The organism is Chryseobacterium sp. Chry.R1 (genome assembly GCF_039645525.1).
GTDB classification, from domain to species: Bacteria; Bacteroidota; Bacteroidia; order Flavobacteriales; family Weeksellaceae; genus Chryseobacterium; species Chryseobacterium proteolyticum.
Map to the genome: position 1 here is coordinate 914533 of NZ_CP151793.1, position 19348 is coordinate 933880.

The 19348-nt window shown below is 35.2% G+C and carries 19 protein-coding genes; 16 read left to right on the top strand and 3 right to left on the bottom strand.

The window, feature by feature from the left end:
* The first annotated feature begins 5 nt into the window (after positions 1-5).
* The 10 genes from AAEU33_RS04230 (at position 6) to AAEU33_RS04275 (ending at position 10680) form a co-directional block, all read left to right on the top strand.
* Positions 6-1337, top strand: coding sequence for a quinol:cytochrome C oxidoreductase (locus AAEU33_RS04230; RefSeq protein WP_172282008.1), 1332 nt, complete (start codon positions 6-8; stop codon positions 1335-1337).
* A gap of 142 nt (positions 1338-1479) precedes the next feature.
* The gene (locus tag AAEU33_RS04235; protein WP_345991022.1) at positions 1480-2502 is read left to right on the top strand and encodes a hypothetical protein; all 1023 of its coding nucleotides are present in this window, start codon (positions 1480-1482) and stop codon (positions 2500-2502) included.
* A gap of 104 nt (positions 2503-2606) precedes the next feature.
* On the top strand, positions 2607-3800 hold the full coding sequence (locus AAEU33_RS04240; RefSeq protein ID WP_345991023.1) for a hypothetical protein: 1194 nt from the start codon (positions 2607-2609) through the stop codon (positions 3798-3800).
* Positions 3801-4337, top strand: coding sequence for an adenine phosphoribosyltransferase (locus AAEU33_RS04245; protein WP_345991024.1), 537 nt, complete (start codon positions 3801-3803; stop codon positions 4335-4337).
* Between the two features lie 31 nt (positions 4338-4368).
* Positions 4369-4932 carry a Crp/Fnr family transcriptional regulator gene (locus AAEU33_RS04250; RefSeq protein WP_345991025.1) on the top strand — a complete coding sequence of 188 codons (564 nt, stop codon included), beginning with the start codon at positions 4369-4371 and terminating at the stop codon, positions 4930-4932.
* Positions 4933-5029: 97 nt separating this feature from the next.
* Positions 5030-6073 (top strand): L-dopachrome tautomerase-related protein, encoded by a 1044-nt coding sequence (locus AAEU33_RS04255; protein ID WP_345991026.1) that lies wholly within the window; start codon positions 5030-5032, stop codon positions 6071-6073.
* Between the two features lie 113 nt (positions 6074-6186).
* On the top strand, positions 6187-6894 hold the full coding sequence (locus tag AAEU33_RS04260) for a tetratricopeptide repeat protein (protein WP_345991027.1): 708 nt from the start codon (positions 6187-6189) through the stop codon (positions 6892-6894).
* Between the two features lie 2 nt (positions 6895-6896).
* Complete coding sequence (gene ribH, locus AAEU33_RS04265; protein ID WP_172281994.1) at positions 6897-7415, top strand: 6,7-dimethyl-8-ribityllumazine synthase; 519 nt, start codon at positions 6897-6899, stop codon at positions 7413-7415.
* 221 nt (positions 7416-7636) lie between these two features.
* Positions 7637-9715, top strand: a complete 2079-nt coding sequence (locus tag AAEU33_RS04270) for a sulfatase-like hydrolase/transferase (RefSeq protein WP_345991028.1) — start codon at positions 7637-7639, stop codon at positions 9713-9715.
* A 104-nt stretch (positions 9716-9819) separates the two neighbouring features.
* Positions 9820-10680 (top strand): neutral zinc metallopeptidase, encoded by an 861-nt coding sequence (locus tag AAEU33_RS04275; protein WP_345991029.1) that lies wholly within the window; start codon positions 9820-9822, stop codon positions 10678-10680.
* A gap of 49 nt (positions 10681-10729) precedes the next feature.
* Here AAEU33_RS04275 and AAEU33_RS04280 read toward each other — a convergent pair whose 3' ends face one another.
* A complete protein-coding gene (locus AAEU33_RS04280; protein ID WP_345991030.1) occupies positions 10730-11581 on the bottom strand; it encodes a GLPGLI family protein in 852 nt (283 codons plus the stop codon).
* Positions 11582-11594: 13 nt separating this feature from the next.
* Entirely contained in the window at positions 11595-12533 is a 939-nt protein-coding gene (locus tag AAEU33_RS04285; RefSeq protein ID WP_345991031.1) for a GLPGLI family protein, read from the bottom strand.
* 211 nt (positions 12534-12744) lie between these two features.
* Between AAEU33_RS04285 and AAEU33_RS04290 the strand changes: the two genes are divergently transcribed.
* From AAEU33_RS04290 to sufD, 5 genes are all read left to right on the top strand, one after another.
* Positions 12745-13074 carry an iron-sulfur cluster assembly accessory protein gene (locus AAEU33_RS04290; protein ID WP_172281985.1) on the top strand — a complete coding sequence of 110 codons (330 nt, stop codon included), beginning with the start codon at positions 12745-12747 and terminating at the stop codon, positions 13072-13074.
* 83 nt (positions 13075-13157) lie between these two features.
* Positions 13158-14606: a Fe-S cluster assembly protein SufB gene (sufB, locus tag AAEU33_RS04295; RefSeq protein ID WP_172281983.1), complete on the top strand. Its 1449-nt coding sequence runs from the start codon at positions 13158-13160 to the stop codon at positions 14604-14606.
* A gap of 2 nt (positions 14607-14608) precedes the next feature.
* Entirely contained in the window at positions 14609-15118 is a 510-nt protein-coding gene (locus AAEU33_RS04300) for a GNAT family N-acetyltransferase (protein WP_273650352.1), read from the top strand.
* An 18-nt stretch (positions 15119-15136) separates the two neighbouring features.
* Positions 15137-15880 (top strand): Fe-S cluster assembly ATPase SufC, encoded by a 744-nt coding sequence (sufC, locus tag AAEU33_RS04305; RefSeq protein ID WP_345991032.1) that lies wholly within the window; start codon positions 15137-15139, stop codon positions 15878-15880.
* 126 nt (positions 15881-16006) lie between these two features.
* A complete protein-coding gene (gene sufD, locus AAEU33_RS04310; protein WP_172282427.1) occupies positions 16007-17314 on the top strand; it encodes a Fe-S cluster assembly protein SufD in 1308 nt (435 codons plus the stop codon).
* Positions 17315-17381: 67 nt separating this feature from the next.
* Here the strand turns inward: sufD and AAEU33_RS04315 are convergent, their stop codons facing one another.
* Positions 17382-18305: a DUF3078 domain-containing protein gene (locus AAEU33_RS04315; RefSeq protein WP_345991033.1), complete on the bottom strand. Its 924-nt coding sequence runs from the start codon at positions 18303-18305 to the stop codon at positions 17382-17384.
* 269 nt (positions 18306-18574) lie between these two features.
* Between AAEU33_RS04315 and AAEU33_RS04320 the strand changes: the two genes are divergently transcribed.
* A complete protein-coding gene (locus tag AAEU33_RS04320) occupies positions 18575-19342 on the top strand; it encodes a rhomboid family intramembrane serine protease (protein ID WP_345991034.1) in 768 nt (255 codons plus the stop codon).
* Positions 19343-19348 lie beyond the last annotated feature (6 nt).

Consider the following 19348-nt stretch of genomic DNA (forward strand, 5'->3'; position numbering starts at 1 on the left):
AAGAAATGTATACTTTTTCACCAAAATTAAAATCAATTTCTATAATACTGCTTGTTGTAGGTTTAGTTCTATTTGGTATTGGTTTTTTCTTGAATAAAGGAATCAGCACAGAGAAAATTGAACAGATGATGGAAGCTGTTCATGCTTCAGGTCACAATGCTCCTACACATTCAAGTGAAATGGTAGGACCTCAGGACCACGCTGCCCATTTGGAACACGCAGAATTGCAGGTTCACAACCAGCCGTTGGCATCACTACACTTTGTAGCTGTATTTTTCTTCGGAGTAAGTTGTGCAGTATTATTTTTCTACTGTATTCAGCATGCAGCTCACGCAGGTTGGCCAATTATCATTACAAGAGTAATGGAAGCTATTGCTTCTTATATTCCATACGGGGGAGCTATTTTGATCATCCTTATGCTATTAAACATTTCTCACAATGGTCACCTTTTCCATTGGATGGATCCGGAGTTAACAAACCCTGATTCTCCGCACTTTGATGTGATCTTATTCGAGAAAAAAAGATTCTTAAATATCCCTTTCTATGCGTTCAGAACGTTCTTGTATGTAATCGGAGCATCATTCTTCGCATGGAAATTAAAAGCTGTTTCAAAGAAAGTAGATGAAACTAAATCAAGAATCGACTACCAAATGCTTTACAGATGGGCAGTAGGATATATTGTATTCTTTGGATTCTGTTCAGCTGCATGGGCTTGGGATTGGTTGATGTCTATTGACCCTCACTGGTATTCTACAATGTATATCTGGTATTCTATGGTTAGCTGCCTGTCTAGTGGTATTGCAGTAATCATCCTAATCAGTGTATACCTTAAGAAGAACGGTTTCTTACCACAGTTCAATGATAACCACTTACACGATCTTGGAGTATTCCTTTTCGCGACAAGTATGCTTTGGACATATACATGGTTTGCACAGTTCATGCTTTACTGGTATGCCAACGTACCGGAAGAGGTTAATTACTTCTTTGGAAGATTCCAACACTACTCACCTACTTTCCTGCCAATGTTGATCATTAACTTCTTATTACCTTTATTGGTATTAGTAAGCAGCAGCATCAAGAGAAACTATAAAGTAGTTACTACAATGGCAGTAGTTGTAATCCTTGGACACATTCTAGATTACTTCAATATGGTAATGCCAGGAACAGTAGGACCATACTGGAATACACCTGAAGTATTCATCCTGATCCTAGGATCTATCCTATTCATTGTTGGGTTATTTATGTTTACTGTAATGACTGCATTATCTAAACTTAAATTGATTCCTACAGGAAACCCATTCTTACATGAATCTGAAATTTATGAGTATCCTTTCTAAGGACTTGTAACAAAATAAAAACTATAAAAGACTGATTATTAAATAATCAGTCTTTTTTATGATTATAATTGATGTATCAGGCAACTATTTTCAAAATCCGGTGTCTTTATATATGAATACAAACCATTAAACAGCTTTTATTATGAAGAAAAATTATGTATTACAGATCATATTCCTGCTCATCTTTAGTTTCATGCATTCACAGACGATAACTTTTGTTTCTGAAAAGGACAATAGACCCTTGCCAAAAGTATCTGTCTTTGGAAAAGATGGAAGCATCCTAGCTTATTCAGATATTGATGGTAAAATAGACAAAAAAGCATTGGATCCCTCTCAGGAAAAATTTCAATTGGTTTACGACAATTTTTCCGTAGCAACACTATCCTACACAGAAATTGACCACGACATTATAAAACTCAATGATCGGATAAAGGAAATTGAGACAGTCGTGATCAAAAATAATAAACCGGCTAAATACATTTTCATCAAAGGAAATTTCAACTCTTATGTTACGGTTAATAATAAGCTTAATGCATATGCGGATGGAATAATTACCTATATTTTTGACAATAAAAGTAAAAAGCTGAAAAGTACAAATGTTCAGCAGTACAGAATCTATCGTCTGGAAGATCCTAAAAATGAAAAAAAACAAACTTCATCATGGGATTATGGGAACTCGCTGAATCTTCCTAAGCTTAAGCACTTGGGAAATCCAGAAGATTATAAAACAAAAATTACTGAAATAAAAGAATTAAAAGGAGACAGGAAAGACCAGATCGAAATTTCCGGCGGTGTTTTACAGGAGAAAGAATTCGCATTTCTTGGATTCCGGTTTTATGATATCAGGACAATCCTTAATCTCACATTTGAAAAGGGATCATCAAAAGGTTTAAGAGATTTTCTAGAATACAATGAGCGCACCTTTGTTAAATTAAAACATAAAAGTGAGCCAGATTACAATCAAATCATAGTGTATTCTAATTTCTATCCAACCGAATTCAGCTTCGAAAATGATAACGATACCAATAAAGTAAGATTTGATAAAGATAACAGCAATTATAAAATATCTTTTTGGCAGGACGCCTCATTTCCAAATATGCAAAGCATTTTCAGCTCATTCTTTAAAGGAGATCTAAAAGAACAGCCTAACAAATACAACCCATAGAACAGGATGATTTGATACTACAATCAGCTAAAATGAAGAAGAAATAAAAAATAAAAATTTCTATTCATAAAGGTTTTACTAAATTTGTATCAAACTCAATTAAAATGAAAAAGTTTTCTCTTCTACTCATTTTTAGTTTATTGCTTTTTACAGCATGCAAGAAAGATCATGTAGATGCTACGAGTACAAAAACTTTACAGTCAAGTATCAATGACATGGCTTCAAGTCTGTCTACCATTAAACAAATCAAGTTTAATGAGGCGCTTTATATTCTTAAAACCTTTGGTGTAGATGCTGATGGTGACATCAATGAGGTAAAAGCTCTTGGTAAGTTGATCGACGGAAAAAAAGTTCCTGAAATTATGGCAATGGCAGATGAAGTTGCTCAAAAAAATAATATCGAATGGGCAAGTACCGCTCCTCCGTCATTAGGAGAAATGAATATCTTCGGTGACGAAAAAGCAAAAGAGACAGATCCCAATGATGTAAAGGCAAATTCATTAAGTATTATAACGAGACCATCAGCTGACGATGGAAACGGAGCTACTGCTATACAAATTATCCCAAAGCTTGTGGATAACGCCGGTAATCCTGTTACTTTTACAGGAGCTGGTTTAGAAACAACCCTGGAAGTTTTCAGTAATGGAGTAAAGCTCTCTACCGCCAAAAACCTAATGACTGATAACAACTTTAAAGGTTTCAATTTAAAGTTTTCATCCCTTCTCGCTTCAAAAGTTGTGGACAATAAAATAGATATCACGGTGTCTGTTAAGACAACCGCAAAAACATTCAAAATGTCTAAAATAGGACTTGAAGTTAACCCTTCAGCTTTGAAAGTTCCGGCTCCTCCTAAAACAGATTCTACAGTAGTAAATCAGGATCCTAATGCTGTAATTGATCCAAATAATCCTACAGGAACAGCACCTGTTTCTACAGATCCGTCTGCATCAACATCTCCGGCAACTCCTAAACAACCTGCTGCAGATCCAAAAAATACAGTAAGTAAATTCCTAAATAATGTAAGTTCGCAAAATCTTAAAGCTGCTTTTGATGCTTCAAACAATCCAAGTTGGGGAAGCTATGAATCATTTTCAAATCCTACTTCCGGATTTGGATCTGTAAAAAATGTAAGTATAAAAAACATTACAACCAATGCTACAAACGCAAACAGCTCTAGCGTGAATGCAACTTATGATGTTACCGATAAGAATGGAAAAACCACTTCTCTAAAAGTAACTTTCGGACTTAAAAATGTAAATGGTGACTGGAAAATTTCCAGCTACAAAATAAACCCATAAATGGCCTCAAAGGAATTAATTAAGCAACTGGAAAATACCATTGAAAATGTTCCTGACTTTCCTATTCCGGGAATACAGTTTAAAGACATTTCGCCAATTTTTCTAAATCCAAAGTTATATGAAGACGTTATTGAAGATCTTGTGAAATTCAGTAAAGGAAAAATAGATGCTGTTTGTGGAATTGAAAGCCGCGGTTATCTTTTCGGGATTGCTATTGCTGTAGCCCTTGAAGTTCCATTTATCCTGATCAGGAAAAAAGGAAAGCTACCCCCTCCTATTGTTTCTGAAAAATATGATCTGGAATATGGAAGTGCAGAAATTGAAACCCGTGAAGGTCAGATCAAAAAAGGGCAGCGAATCCTCATTCATGATGATTTGCTTGCAACAGGTGGTACAACAGAAGCAGCAGCAAAATTGGTAGAGAAACAAGGTGCAACAGTAGCCCAGTTCAGCTTTTTATCTGTTTTGAAAGATTTAAAAGGCGATGAAAAACTACGTAAATTCAATGCGGAAATCTATCATATATTAGAATACTAAAATATCATACTGTCAGAATCAAAAACCTGTAATGGAAAACCTGAGAGCACATTTCGAAGAAATAATTGATTTGACTGATGATGAATTTGCTTACATTCTTTCTCACTTTACAATAAAAAAATTAAAAAAACATCAGTTCCTCATTCAAAAAGACGATTCTGTTAGTCACACATATTGGGTGAAAAAAGGATTATTGAAAGCTTCCTATACTGATGAAAAAGAAAAGGAACACATTATACAGTTTGCGATGGAAAATTGGTGGATCACAGATTATCAAGCTTATTTCACCCATACAAAAGCCATATTTAACGTAGACTGCCTCGAAAATACAGAGCTCCTTTGTTTATCTTATGAAAACCGGGAAAAACTGTGTAAAGAAATGCAAAAAGTAGAGCATTTTTTCAGAAAAAAAGCCAACAGTGGATTTGTTGCTCTTCAAAAACGAATGATTTCGCTTTTATCCGATAATATAAAGGAGCGTTATGAAGTTCTCCTTGCACAATACCCTGATCTTTTTCAAAGGGTTTCGAAAACAATAATTGCCTCTTACATTGGAGTTTCAAGAGAATCCCTAAGTCGTCTGGGTTCTAAATAGTGAGATTCGTCACAAAATATTTGTGAGAATCATCCTTTTACATTCCGCCATATACATCCATTTTTGTATTAAAGTTTACTAAAAAATAGATGTTATTATGTACAAATTAAAAAAAATAGTTTTCTTATGTTTGTTTATAACAAACGTGGTGGCTTATAGTCAGGAAACAACCAGCAAAGTTCAGATGAGTATCTTTGCTGAAAATCCGCAACAATGGACCGGAATTGCCATTTCCAAAACTAATCGTGTTTTTGTCAATTTCCCAAGATGGTCTCCGGAAACACCGGTTTCTGTTGCAGAAATTATTGACGGAAAGACCATCCCTTTTCCTAATCCGCATTGGAACAATTGGACAGAAAATACATCAAACAATAATCAGTTTATTTGTGTTCAAAGTATGTATGTAGATAGTAAAGACTTACTTTGGGTTTTGGATACAGGCTACGAGCTTTTGACCGATACAACAAAAGGCGCCCGCCTATTTTGCTTTGATCTTAAAAATAATACCCTCATCCACAATTACTTTTTACCTGCCGAGAAAGTAACAAGCAAAGCTTACTTAAATGATTTTAGAATAGACCATAAAAATCACATTGCTTATTTTACAGATTCACAGGTCGGTGGTATTGTCATGTTCGATTTAAACACCACCGAAGTACGAAGAGTTCTTGTCAATCATTACTCTACCTTAACCGAAGTAGATAAGATTATAATAGAAGGTTACGAAAGGAAACATCCGGTGCATTCGGACGGAATAGAACTTGATGCACCAAGCGGATATTTATATTATTGCTCATTGATGGGTAAAAATGTCTACAGGATACCGGTTGCATATTTATTAGATAAAAATATTTCTGATACCGAATTGGGAACAAAGGTGGAAAAGTATGCGCAAACCGGAGCCAATGATGGGATTATATTCAACAAGAAAGGAGAACTTTTTCTAAGTAGTTTAGAGAAAAATGCAATCAGTAAAATAAATAAACAAGGTGTTTTTACCGAAATAATAAAAGATGAAGCTATAAAATGGCCTGATTCATTTGCTTTTGACACCCAAGGGAATCTCTACTTTACAACTTCTCAAATACACTTACCTAAAGAAAAAAGAAGCACTTACAAAATATTTAAATTGAAGTTTTAAAAACAAAGCCCAGAATCTTTTGACATTTAAGGCCACAAAAACTAATATTCATAATTTATATTTTGTAAATCATTCAGAAACAATTAAATTTGCAATTCAATTTTTAAGAATTTATGGCAAAACTTGCAAAGAATGCTCAGAAAGAGCAAGAAGGTAAAGAAACAGTGGAATTTTTTAAAGATCTTGACAGAGAGGCTTTGAATACAGAAAGATTCCTTGAAAAGTACTCAAAACCATTAGGTATTGTTTTTGGGGCTTTGATTTTAGGAGTTTTAGGATTTTTCGCCTATAAGCAATTTGTTGTTGCTCCTCAAAATGCCGAAGCAGTAAAGACATTCCTTGCCTCTCAGAAAAACCTTACCGAAGGTAAAGATAAAGAAGCTTTAGGAGGTAAATCTGCTGCTAATCCAGGTTTTATTGGAACTTATAATGATTTTTCTTCTACAGATATCGGTAAGCTTGCAGGATATAATGCCGGTTTGTTAAAATTCAAAGAAGGAAAATTTCAGGAAGCATATGATCTTTTGGATCAGTTTTCTTCAGATAATAAAACATTGATGGCTATGAAGTATGGTGCCATGGCTGATGCTAAATCCGGTCTCAATAAAAATGATGAAGCTTTAGCATTATTAGACAAGGCAGCAACAGCATCTTCAGATCCTTATACTTCTTACTACTTTACACGAAAAGCAGGTATTGTTGCATTAGGATTAAAGAAAAATGCAGATGCAAAAAAATACTTCTCAACTATTGACGAGAAATATCAGGACTACGATAACGGAATGTCTGATTCTTATATTGAAATGACTAAATATTATTAAAAATGGCAACAGTTAATCTTTCCGATTACAAGCCACTTCATATAACCAATGCCGAAGATTTTTCTATCGGCATTGTTTTTTCTGAGTGGAATGACTTTGTAACTTACAATCTTCGTGATGCAGCTTTAGAAATCCTTGAAAAAGAAGGAGTAAAAACAGAAAATATAAAGTTGTTTTCGGTGCCGGGAGCCTTCGAGTTAAATTATGCAAGTATGCAGCTTTGCAAAGAAAGAAAATTCGATGCTGTGATTGCAATAGGATGTATTATCCGTGGAGAAACTCCACACTTCGACTTTGTATCTTCTGCGGTAGCTCAGGGAATTAAAGATTGTAATATTTTAACAGATACCCCAACCATCTTTTGTGTTCTTACCGATGACACCAAAGAGCAATCGATTGCGCGAAGCGGTGGAGATTTGGGAAATAAGGGCGTAGAAGCAGCCGTTACAGCCTTAAGAATGATAGATTTCAAAAAGAATTTATCAGATAAAAAAGGGAACATTGGCTTTGGCCATTCTTAGCATATCTCTTTTCTTAGAGAATATAAAGGGACATCAAATGATAGTCCCTTTTTCTGTACCTAGGTTTAGGGACCAATTTGAGGCTACAGCTTATAGAGAATTCAACTTAAGAATAATTTAATTTATTATAAAAAATGCAACAAACTACCTGTTTTTATTTTTTCTCTTGAAAAACTGTGCATAAAAACTATCTTTGTAAAGTCAACATATATCTAATCTGAATGTATTCGCAAAAAATAAAACCATTTTTATACTTAGGATTCTTTTATCTTATCGTATCACTGATCATTAGGATAGTGTTTTTTTTCCATCCAATAACTACAGCAAGCTTTGGCTTTTTTGAAGTCCTTAAAGTTTTAGTAGTTGGTGTGGCTAATGATGTTTTTGTGTTTATACTGGCTAGTACATTTCTGGCGCTTTACTTTTTATTTCTTTCAGATTCAAAATACAAAAAACCTTACGGACAGATCATATTGGGAGCTTTAGTGCTCCTTTTTTTCTACATACTTCTTATTCCTAATAATATTTTCAAACAATATGGCGGTTCTATAGCAGAAATTGCACTTGCTTTTATTGGAGTAAAGATCCTTTGCTTTGCATTAATGCTTTTTTTTCCTTCCAAAAGGATTAAAATCAGAAATATCCTCTATTTTATCACATTATTTATATATGTACTGCTCATCATATTTAATGCAGTAAGTGAATATTTCTTTTATAATGAATTTGGATTGCGATACAATTTTATTGCGGTAGATTACCTTATATATACCAACGAAGTAATCGGAAATATAATGGAAAGCTACCCAGTCCTTCCTCTCTTTCTGATTATTTTTGCACTTACATCAGCAGTTACATGGTTTATCTTTAAAAAGACCAAAGATGAACTTAAGGAGCTTCCTGACTTCAAGCAAAAACTGGTTTTACTAGCGTCTTTCATAATACTTGCCGGAGTCAGCTTATTCTCTCTTACATTCACAACCCAAATCAAATCCTCAAATGTATTTGCAGAAGAAATCGAAGCCAATGGTTTTCCGAAATTTTACTGGGCATTTACCCATAATGAATTGGATTACTTTCAGTTTTATCCGCAGATAGATCAAAAAACAGCAGAACATAATTTTTTAAGCCAATACCCTGAACCTACCCTTACAAGAAATATTACATCCGACCAACCGGAACTTAAAAAGAACGTGGTTCTTATATCCATCGAAAGCTTATCTGCAGATTTTATGCAGCATTATGGAAATGATCAGAAAATAACTCCTTTCCTGGATAGTCTGGCTGACCGATCCATGATGTTTACCAATTTGTATGCAACAGGAAACAGAACAGTTCGGGGCCTCGAAGCCTTAACCCTTTGTATCCCGCCAACAGCCGGAGAAAGTATCATAAAAAGAGAAAATAATAAAAACAAATTTACAACAGGAAATATCTTTAAATCAAAAGGATATGATGTAAAATTCCTGTATGGAGGCTTCAGCTATTTTGATAATATGCAGGATTTCTTTGCCGGAAATGGATACGGAATTGTTGACAGAAATAATTTCAAGCCGGAAGAAATAACCTTTGCCAACGTTTGGGGAGTCGCTGATGAAGATATGGCGAAAAAAGCCATTCAGGTAATGAATGCAGAGTCAAAATCCGGAAAACCATTTTTTAACCATTGGATGACTGTTTCCAATCACAGACCTTTCACTTATCCGGGCGGAAGAATAGATATCCCCGGAGATGCAAAATCAAGAGAAGGAGGTGTAAAATATACAGATTACTCCCTTCGCAAGTTTTTCGAGATGGCAAAAAAACAAGATTGGTACAAAAACACCGTTTTCGTTATTGTAGCTGACCACTGTGCTTCAAGTGCAGGAAGTACAGAATTACCTATGGATAAATACAGAATTCCCGCAATGGTTTTTTCAGAAGATTTTATCCAGCCTGTAAAATTTGATAAGCTTATGTCACAAATAGATCTTATGCCAACTGTTTTGGGATTACTCAACTTCAGCTATCAATCGAAGTTCCTGGGTCAGGATGTTCTCAAAAAAGAATTTCAGCCTAAAGCATATATTGCCACTTATCAGGATCTGGGGTTTGTAAAAGACGGATATTTAACGGTAATTTCTCCTGTTAAAAAGATAAAGCAATATTTCCTTTCCCAAAAGAAGGATAAACTTACTCCTGAATTTAGCATTTATTATGATGAAAATCCTTTAAAAAAGCCGGATCAAAAAATTGTTGACGATGCAATTTCCGCCTATCAGTCGACTTCATATTGGCTAAAAACAAACCAGCTTAATCGCTAATGTATTGTAGATATCAATATAGTAAATACATAAGAGGATTTTATAGTCCTCTTATTTTATTTTCAGCATTAAATCTTTAAATTTACATACACAAAAAAATTACTATGAAATGGACAGACGATAGAGGAGGGAACGTTGAAGACCGCCGAGGCTCCGGAGGGAGCGGTGGTATGATCGTTGGAGGAGGATTAGGAACATTAATTATTGCAGCCATTGTTTTCTTCTTAGGCGGGGATCCTTCCAGCATATTAAGTTCAGGGAGCAACATGTCATCACCTACCCAAACAGAGCAAAGAGAGCTAAATGCCAATGAAAAGAAAATTGGAGAAATGGTAGATATGATGAGTGGCTGGAATAACCTTACATGGAATCAGATCTTCAAAGAAGATGGAATGACCTATACACCTCCGAAAATTGTTCTTTTCGAAGAAACAACACAATCAGGTTGTGGTACGGCTCAAGCAGCAATGGGACCATTCTATTGTCCCGCAGATCAAAAAGTATATATGGATATGAGCTTCTTTAACGAGTTGCAACAAAGGTTCGGTGCGAAAGTAACAGAATTTACTATAGCCTATGTACTTGCCCATGAAGTCGGGCACCACGTACAGACTTTGTTAGGAACCACACAAAAAGTAGATGCACTGAGAAGAAGTGGAAGATATTCGGAAGCGGATATGAACAGAGTATCAGTCGCTACTGAATTGCAGGCCGATTTTTACGCAGGAGTCTGGGCGAAAAACATAGATCAGGAAAGGCATATTCTGGAACCGGGAGATATCGATTCTGCGATAGAAGCTGCTCAGGCTGTTGGTGACGACAATATTCAAAAAAGGTCCCAGGGATATGTTAATCAGGAAAGTTTTACTCATGGATCATCTGCCCAACGTAAGGAATGGTTTATGAAAGGTTATAATACCGGGGATATCAGACAAGGAGATACATTTAATCAACTTTTAAAGTAACAACTATACTCTAAAAAACAGCCTGAAGAAAATTCTTCAGGCTGTTTTTTTATTGCAGTTCGATTGGATTACTATTTTTCTTTGCATCGTCCTTAACTCTCTCCTCCATTCTTTTTCGGAAATCGGCAGGATTTCCACCTCCATTCCATCTAGGTCCGGATATTCCTCCTCCCCCAATTCTGGTTTGGGCAAAACCTCCACCGCCCTGTGTCATGAACGATGCCGGATCTGCATAGAACTTTTTCTGCTGTTTGATATAATCTGCCCTTTTAACCTTAATGGTATTTCCAAACTGATTCATCGTAGGGAAAGCAGCGATTTTATAATTCTTCATCAAATCAAAAGAGTAATCACCAAGATCATCCTCTACTTTTATAATAAGGCCTGGAAGTCCGCTGAATTTATAAGGTCCATCCTGATATGGAAGATCTGTAGTAAACCAGGCTGTCCATTTTCTTCCCCCAAAATCGGTCTCTGCCTTTTGAACCTTATAGTCTCCTATTTTTGTGGTCTCAGATAATATTTTCCAGTTTAACGGCCTGTCCTCTTCATATGAATACATATCACGGCCTAACCGGTCTTTAAAATAGATCTTCTGATCCTTTTTATCTTTCTCAACTGTATAGTTGATATTACTCCGTAAGCTTTCCATTTGATCTCTGTTAAAGCCCCTCGCTCCACCACTTTGGAAAGTATTTTGTATAATCGAATCTCTTTTTATCCTGTTTTCTGAATAAAAAACAGATTTATCCTGTGAGATATCCAAATAAGCATTCTCTGTTTTTACATCATTTTTATTTGTAGCATCAGATTTCATAGTTACCTGATATACAAAACGGTTCACCTGTGCAAAGGTTATTTGCATACATAGTATTAAAACTATGATTCCTATTTTTTTCATTTATTTTATATTTTTATTGTAATTCGATCGGATTTTGGCTTCCTGTATTAAAGGATGTATTTCCAGAGCCGAAACTTTGTGCAGGAAGGTCACTGTTCCCCCCATTCATTCCCGTTCCTCCACGACGCATTCCTCCTCCTCTCATTCCGTCTCTTCCACCACCATTAATTCCTCCCTGATGTCTGCCTGCCTCAAAACCTTGCATACCACCGGTATTTCCTCCGTTTATACTTCTTTTGTTTTTGCTAAGCTCCAATTCCAATGCTGCTTTATCTCCATGGAAATTGACCCTTGAACTTTTTCTCGCATCAGAATCCATAGGCTCTTCAAAAGAGTTCTTTACAACAACTTTTTTTATGAGATCAAATTTATAATCTCCTTTATCATCTTCAAGCTTTACAATCAATCCTGGTAACCCCGAAAATTTGTAAGGCCCATCAGAAACATTGATGTCTTTCGCAAACCACGCTGTCCAGGTTCTTCCAGCAAAGCTGGCAGTTGCCTTTTGTGACGAATAGCCATTCTGTTTTTCGACATCATTTGTTACATTCCATTGTATAGGTCTGTCCTCCTGATAATAAATCTGCTTCCCTCCTACTCTGTCATAATAATATACTTTTTGATCCGGAATATCTTTAAGAATATAATAATCAAAAAAAGACTGTTCCCCGGATTTTCCTATTCCTAATTTTGAAAAATCTTTACCCTCTTTTTTATTACTTATCCTTTCATCCCGTTTAAAGTTTGACACAAGAGAATCCCTTACTAATTTATGTTCACTTATGAATAACGATTGACTGCCTTTGATATCGAGGAAAGTCCTTTCAGTCTTCAGCCCTACCAGGTTAATTGAATCCGGATTTACAGCTGTTTCATAAATATAACGTGTCGTCTGTCCATAGGACATAGACAATAGAAACAACACAAAAAAGACCGGTAATTTATTTTTCATAATAGTTCTTTATAGATAAAAAATACTGTCTAAAGTTAAATCGAACCAGAATCACTAATTTTGCCGCAGAAAATTTATCCATTTTTAATAGCAGTGATCATATGTATAATGATCCTCTTGTGATTAGAATTATTAAAATAGATATCTTCAATTTGAGATTGCGGAAATTAGTTCGTATTTTTGCAAGATTAAATCATTCTAAATAAATACAATGATAACAGTATCAGATCAAGCGAAGTTAAAAGCCATCCAACTAATGACGGAAGAAGGCTTTGACCCTGCTGAAGATTATATAAGAGTGGGGGTGAAAAGTGGAGGATGTTCTGGTTTGGAATATGTTTTAAAGTTTGATAACGAAAAAACAGAAACAGATCAGATTATTGAAAATAACGATGTTAAGATTGTTGTGGACAAAAAATCTATCCTCTATTTAGCGGGTACAATTCTTGAATATTCAGGAGGTTTGAATGGAAAAGGATTTGTTTTTAACAATCCGAATGCATCCAGAACATGTGGTTGTGGAGAAAGTTTTTCTCTATAGAGAAAAGACATTAGATGCTGGATATCAGATAAAAGACCTGTTCTTCAATCTGAAATCTAACATCTGAAATCTAAAAAAAAATAATGAGTAAATATACAGAAGACGATTTACGCGTCGATTTAGAAAATAAAAAGTATGAATTCGGTTGGGAAACCAAGATCGATTATGAAGATTTCCCAATTGGTTTAGATGAGAATATCATCCGTGCCATTTCTGCTAAAAAAGAAGAACCGGAATGGATGACAGAATGGCGTTTGGAATCTTTCAGAATATGGCTTAAAATGGTAGAACCTACCTGGGCAAATATTAAGTATGAGAAACCAGATTTCCAAGCTATCCGTTATTATGCTGCTCCAAAGAAAAATCCTGAGTTAGCAAGCCTAGATGAGGTGGATCCTGAGCTTCTCAAAACATTTGAAAAGCTAGGTATCAATATCGAAGAGCAAAAAAGACTTTCGGGAGTTGCGGTAGATATCGTCATCGATTCTATTTCTGTAAAAACAACTTTTCAGGAAACCCTGGCAGAAAAAGGAATTATTTTCTGCTCTATTTCCGAAGCGATAAAAAATCACCCAGACCTGGTGAAAAAATATCTTGGAAAAGTAGTTCCAAGAGGAGATAATTTTTATTCTGCATTAAACTCCGCGGTTTTTTCTGACGGAAGTTTCTGCTATATTCCAAAAGGTGTAAGATGCCCGATGGAGCTTTCTACTTACTTCCGTATCAATCAGGCTGGAACAGGACAGTTCGAAAGAACCCTTGTTATTGCGGATGAAGGAAGTTATGTTTCTTATCTTGAAGGATGTACAGCTCCTTCCAGAGATGAAAATCAGCTCCATGCAGCTGTTGTGGAATTAATAGCAATGGACAATGCAGAAATTAAATATTCAACTGTTCAGAACTGGTATCCGGGTAACGAAGAAGGCAAAGGAGGTGTATTCAATTTTGTGACTAAAAGAGGACTTTGCGAAAAAAATGCAAAAATCTCATGGACACAGGTTGAAACCGGGTCTGCAGTAACATGGAAGTATCCTTCTTGTATTTTAAAAGGAGATGGCTCAATAGGTGAGTTTTACTCCATTGCGGTGACCAATAATCACCAGTATGCTGATACAGGAACTAAAATGATCCACATCGGAAAAAATACGAAATCAACGATTATTTCCAAAGGTATTTCAGCAGGAAAATCTCAGAACTCATATAGAGGGCAGGTAAAAGTAATGCCTTCTGCAAAAGGAGCAAGAAACTTTTCACAGTGTGATTCATTACTGATGGGTAATGAGTGCGGTGCGCATACTTTCCCATATATTGAGATCAAAGACCCGACTGCACAGCTGGAACATGAAGCTACTACTTCAAAAATTGGGGAAGATCAGATCTTCTATTGCAATCAGAGAGGTATTGATACAGAAAGGGCTATTGCTTTGATTGTAAATGGGTTCAGTAAAGAAGTTTTAAATAAACTTCCAATGGAGTTTGCTATTGAAGCCCAGAAATTATTAGAGATATCATTAGAAGGTTCGGTAGGGTAATTATGAAGGAAACTACGGAAAGATTGATTTTAAGAAAACCTGAAAAAGACGATTTTGAAAGATTTTTTGAAATTAATAATGATCCGCAGACTAATTTATATAATCCAAATGGACCAATGAGCCTTGAAAAGGCTACAAGTACATTTAATAGGATGCTGGAACACTGGGAACAAAATAATTTTGGAGCCTGGGCTGTTTCAGAAAAAGAAAATCCGGAAAAAATCATTGGTTTTGGAGGGTTAAGCTATAAAATGTATGGTGAGACAGAAAAATTAAATCTGGGATATCGCTTTGCTCCCGAAGCTTGGGGAAAAGGATATGCAACAGAATTTTCAAAAAAGACAATAGACTTCGGTTTTAGTGATTTAAATGAAAAGGAAATTTTTGGTGTTGTGCGTCCTAACAATATAGCTTCCATCAAAGTATTGGAGAAAGCAGGAATGGAGCAGACAGGAAAACTTAATGATGTCCCGGATCAGCCGGAAAGTTTAGTATATAGAATTCAAAAATAATTTGTTTAAGCAAATAAAATGTTAGAAATAAAAAACTTACACGCCAGAATTGAAGATGGCGCACAAATTTTAAAAGGTATCAATCTTGAAATAAAACCAGGTGAAGTCCATGCTATTATGGGGCCTAACGGAGCAGGAAAATCTACCCTTTCTTCTATTATCGCAGGAAAAGAAGATTATGAGGTTACAGAAGGTGAAATTATTTTTGAGGGCGAAAACATCAATGAGGATGCTCCTGAAGAAAGAGCGCACAAAGGAATATTCCTTTCTTTTCAGTATCCGGTAGAAATTCCTGGGGTTTCTGTTACTAACTTTATTAAAGCTGCTTTAAACGAAAACAGAAAAGCAAACGGACTCGATGAAATGCCGGCAAAAGAAATGCTTGCTATGATTCGTGAAAAATCTGAAAAACTTGGAATTAAAAAAGACTTCCTTTCAAGATCATTAAACGAAGGATTTTCGGGAGGTGAAAAGAAGAGAAATGAGATCTTTCAGATGATGATGCTTAATCCAAAATTAGCTATTCTTGATGAGACAGATTCAGGATTGGATATTGATGCTTTAAGAATCGTTGCAGATGGAGTAAATTACTTTAAAAACGAAGGAAATGCAGTTCTTTTGATTACCCACTATCAAAGATTGCTTAATTATATCCAACCGGACTTTGTTCATGTACTGGCTAACGGTAAAATTATAAAGACTGGTGACAAATCTCTTGCTTTAGAATTGGAAGCAAAAGGTTACGATTGGCTTCTTAACTAATTAGATAAGAAGAAATATTTTTAGTACCGATTTTATCAATCATTACTAAAAGTCAAGCGGAAAAACCGCAAATGGTAATACAATTTTTAAATACATAAAAAAGGTGTGATGGCCGAAATTTCAGTAATGGCTTTATACGATCAAATTATTGACAACCACGATGAGTTTTTGGAAAGTCTTCGTCACAGATTTCTGGATGAAGATAGAAAGTCAGCTCTTCGGGCGTTCGAAAGTATTGGTTTTCCAACCAAAAAAGACGAAGAATATAAATATACCAACCTAAAAGAGATCACGGAAAAAAACTATAATTTTTTCCCTAAAGAAGGTCACAATATTACTAAAGAACAATTGGAGCAATTGCATCTTGGTGAAGAAAATTTTGACTGGATTGTTTTTGTGAATGGTAAACTTCATAAAGAATTATCAAAAGTTTCTATTGAGAATGTAGAGTTTTTGTCCTTCAACTATGCTTTGAATGATGAAAAACATAAAGAAGTATTTGATAAATACTTTAATACAATTGCTGCAGAAAAATCAGCTTTCACGGACCTGAATCTTGCTTATTGCAAATACGGGTTCTTCCTGAAAGTTCCTAAAAATGTAGTTATTGAAAAACCTATCCACGTTTTCTATCTTTCACAAAATCAAGAGGAAAACACCTTCTACAACACAAGAAACCTGCTTATCGTAGAAGACGGAGCAAAAGTGGAAATTATTGAAAGTCACCATAATTTTGATGATACTTTTGTATTAACAAATTCAGTAACTGAAATTTTCACTTATCCCAATGCAAAAGCAGACTGGCATAAGCTTCAGAATGATAATGACACTTCTTATCTGATTGACAACACTTTTGCAAAACAGGAAAAAGATAGTTTAACAACTGTAAACACGTTTTCCTTTGGAGGAAAACTGGTAAGAAACAATCTCGATTTCATTCATAACGGACAGAATATCAATTCATTTATGAACGGGATTACGATTATCGGAAAAGATCAGTTGGTGGATCACCATACTGCAGTTCACCATAATCAGCCGAATTGTGAAAGTTATCAAAACTATAAAGGGATATTTAAAGATAAGGCACATGGTGTATTCAACGGAAAAGTTTTCGTTGATAAAATAGCTCAAAAAACCAATGCTTATCAGCAAAATAATAATGTTTTGCTAAGCGAGGGAGCAAGTATTGATACAAAGCCTCAATTGGAAATCTTTGCAGATGATGTAAAGTGTTCACATGGTTGTACTGTAGGTCAGCTGAATGACGACGCATTATTCTATCTGAGAGCAAGAGGAATCTCTAAAAAAGAAGCTCAGGCATTATTATTATATGCATTTGCCAATGATGCCATGCAAAACATTGATATTGAACCTTTAAAAGAAAAAATTTCCAGATTATTGGCTGAGAAATTAGAAGTAGACATTGAATTCTAAGAAAATAAATTGATACCAAAAAAGCACTTCGTATGAAGTGCTTTTTTTATTATGATATATAGTTTCTCTATTTCTTGATCCACCATTGATTATCTTTCCTGTCCGATCTCTTCACTCCATTATTCACAGTATAGGCAATACCAATTCCTAAAGTCTGTTTAAGCTGTGTCTTTTGGATTTGATTATGGTCATAGAGTACATCCACCGTAATATTGGAAGAAATATATTTGTTGATTTTTAAATTGACAACTGCTCCATAAGCGAGAACAAGTCTATCCGGATGATCTAGGTAATTTGAAAATACCGATGCAGTATTAGTCAGATTAATATTCTCCATAAGTTTAATTTTGTAGACAGCATTCCCTAAAAAACCAAATTGCAGAAGAGAACTGTCGCCATCTGCTTTTAAGCCATAATTCCCCGCTTTCTGAAGGTCAGGATCCAGAACAAACGTCCATCTTGCATTGACCGGGCGCAATGTTACCGTCAGATTATCATCTGGCCTGTAAGTAACCCCCAAACCCATGTTAAAGTATCCCGGAGCCATGAAATTAGAGATTTTCTTTGCTTCCGGGTTATTCCCGTCTTCATACCCTGCTGAAAATTGAGACTGTAAGCTTGCCCCGGAAGAAATATACCAGCTTTTAGAAAACTGTCTTCCATAGTTGGTAGAAATATTGAGAACATCCTGTGTCTTTCTTGTTCCTACTCCTTTTGTATTATTCTGTCCATAACCCATGATAATAATGTTTTCCCATAGGTCCTTATCTTTTTCATAAGTAAGATTATAATCGATACCTGCAAGCCAGCCAACATTGTTGGCTCCTCCACCAACCCAATTTGAAAAAGCGGCCTGATTGAACATTAATGTATTTTTACCTAAAACCGACCAATGTTTAACAGTGTCTACAACGATTGAATCTTTTTTTATGTCCTGAGCATTTACAAAAAACTGCATTGAAATAGCGACAAGCAATAAAAACTTCTTCATATAATAAAAAATTTTTCAATTACAAAAGTATAAAATATAATTTGTGTGAACCCATAATTTATAAAGCAGGTAGCCTGTTTTGTTCACAAATTATCCTTTAACATACGAAAACCGAGCCACTTTCAGGCAATCAAATCTTTTATATTTCTTTAAAATTTAAATCTTGATAAAAATCATTACCTTTTGTCGTAAAAAAAACTTCGTATCTGGAAATCATCGCCAAAATTTCCGAAATTTATTATTGGCTTTTGATTTGACATTATCTCTTCATGTTTAAAAACGCAATTTCCAGAAAAGCTATCGTAAATCCACTGCTGATGCTTTCAGCAATGTGGCTGGGTTACTTTTTACAGACACAGGGCTTTTTTCAAAGCTGTTTTGGAGCTATTATACCTCTGCTACCTGAAGGCTTGCTTGGAATAATTACGTCTCCCCTTCTGCATGGAAATATGGATCATATCATTAGCAATTCAATTCCGATCGCCGTATTGATGTTTCTTCTATATCAGTTTTACCCGTTAGTGGCTAATAAAGTATTTGTCATAGGCTGGCTTGCAACAGGTTTGCTGTTATGGTTACTTCCGCCCATAGATATTCTTACAGGAGAATATATGTACACATGTACAATTGGGGCGAGCGGTATTGTATACGTTCTAGCTTTTTTCCTCTTTTTCAGCGGGGTCTTCAAATGGAATATGAAGCTTCTCACCATTTCTTTACTGGTCGTACTTTATTATGGCAGTTTAGTTTGGGGAATGTTTCCGGAGGAACTATTTTACAATCTTCAGGAACCGAGTAAAATATCATGGCAAGCCCATCTATCGGGAGCAGTTGTAGGAAGTATTATTGCATTTGCATTTAAAAACATAGGAGAAAAAAAGAAAAGATATATCTGGGAATTCCCCAATTATTATAGCGAAAAAGATGACAAACTTTGGCAGGAATATAAAGAAAATCACCCTGAAGACTTTTTAGAACTGCCGTACAAAAAAAGAGATGATATCTGGGATCATTTGGATGAATTAAGAAAAAAATAAAACTTA

What these genes read in the sequence shown, in the direction of transcription:
- AAEU33_RS04230 (WP_172282008.1), top strand. Translation starts at nt 6, where the DNA reads ATGTATACTTTTTCACCAAAATTAAAATCAATTTCTATAATACTGCTT.
- AAEU33_RS04235 (WP_345991022.1), top strand. Translation starts at nt 1,480, where the DNA reads ATGAAGAAAAATTATGTATTACAGATCATATTCCTGCTCATCTTTAGT.
- AAEU33_RS04240 (WP_345991023.1), top strand. Translation starts at nt 2,607, where the DNA reads ATGAAAAAGTTTTCTCTTCTACTCATTTTTAGTTTATTGCTTTTTACA.
- AAEU33_RS04245 (WP_345991024.1), top strand. Translation starts at nt 3,801, where the DNA reads ATGGCCTCAAAGGAATTAATTAAGCAACTGGAAAATACCATTGAAAAT.
- AAEU33_RS04250 (WP_345991025.1), top strand. Translation starts at nt 4,369, where the DNA reads ATGGAAAACCTGAGAGCACATTTCGAAGAAATAATTGATTTGACTGAT.
- AAEU33_RS04255 (WP_345991026.1), top strand. Translation starts at nt 5,030, where the DNA reads ATGTACAAATTAAAAAAAATAGTTTTCTTATGTTTGTTTATAACAAAC.
- AAEU33_RS04260 (WP_345991027.1), top strand. Translation starts at nt 6,187, where the DNA reads ATGGCAAAACTTGCAAAGAATGCTCAGAAAGAGCAAGAAGGTAAAGAA.
- ribH (WP_172281994.1), top strand. Translation starts at nt 6,897, where the DNA reads ATGGCAACAGTTAATCTTTCCGATTACAAGCCACTTCATATAACCAAT.
- AAEU33_RS04270 (WP_345991028.1), top strand. Translation starts at nt 7,637, where the DNA reads ATGTATTCGCAAAAAATAAAACCATTTTTATACTTAGGATTCTTTTAT.
- AAEU33_RS04275 (WP_345991029.1), top strand. Translation starts at nt 9,820, where the DNA reads ATGAAATGGACAGACGATAGAGGAGGGAACGTTGAAGACCGCCGAGGC.
- AAEU33_RS04280 (WP_345991030.1), bottom strand. Translation starts at nt 11,581, where the DNA reads ATGAAAAAAATAGGAATCATAGTTTTAATACTATGTATGCAAATAACC.
- AAEU33_RS04285 (WP_345991031.1), bottom strand. Translation starts at nt 12,533, where the DNA reads ATGAAAAATAAATTACCGGTCTTTTTTGTGTTGTTTCTATTGTCTATG.
- AAEU33_RS04290 (WP_172281985.1), top strand. Translation starts at nt 12,745, where the DNA reads ATGATAACAGTATCAGATCAAGCGAAGTTAAAAGCCATCCAACTAATG.
- sufB (WP_172281983.1), top strand. Translation starts at nt 13,158, where the DNA reads ATGAGTAAATATACAGAAGACGATTTACGCGTCGATTTAGAAAATAAA.
- AAEU33_RS04300 (WP_273650352.1), top strand. Translation starts at nt 14,609, where the DNA reads ATGAAGGAAACTACGGAAAGATTGATTTTAAGAAAACCTGAAAAAGAC.
- sufC (WP_345991032.1), top strand. Translation starts at nt 15,137, where the DNA reads ATGTTAGAAATAAAAAACTTACACGCCAGAATTGAAGATGGCGCACAA.
- sufD (WP_172282427.1), top strand. Translation starts at nt 16,007, where the DNA reads ATGGCTTTATACGATCAAATTATTGACAACCACGATGAGTTTTTGGAA.
- AAEU33_RS04315 (WP_345991033.1), bottom strand. Translation starts at nt 18,305, where the DNA reads ATGAAGAAGTTTTTATTGCTTGTCGCTATTTCAATGCAGTTTTTTGTA.
- AAEU33_RS04320 (WP_345991034.1), top strand. Translation starts at nt 18,575, where the DNA reads ATGTTTAAAAACGCAATTTCCAGAAAAGCTATCGTAAATCCACTGCTG.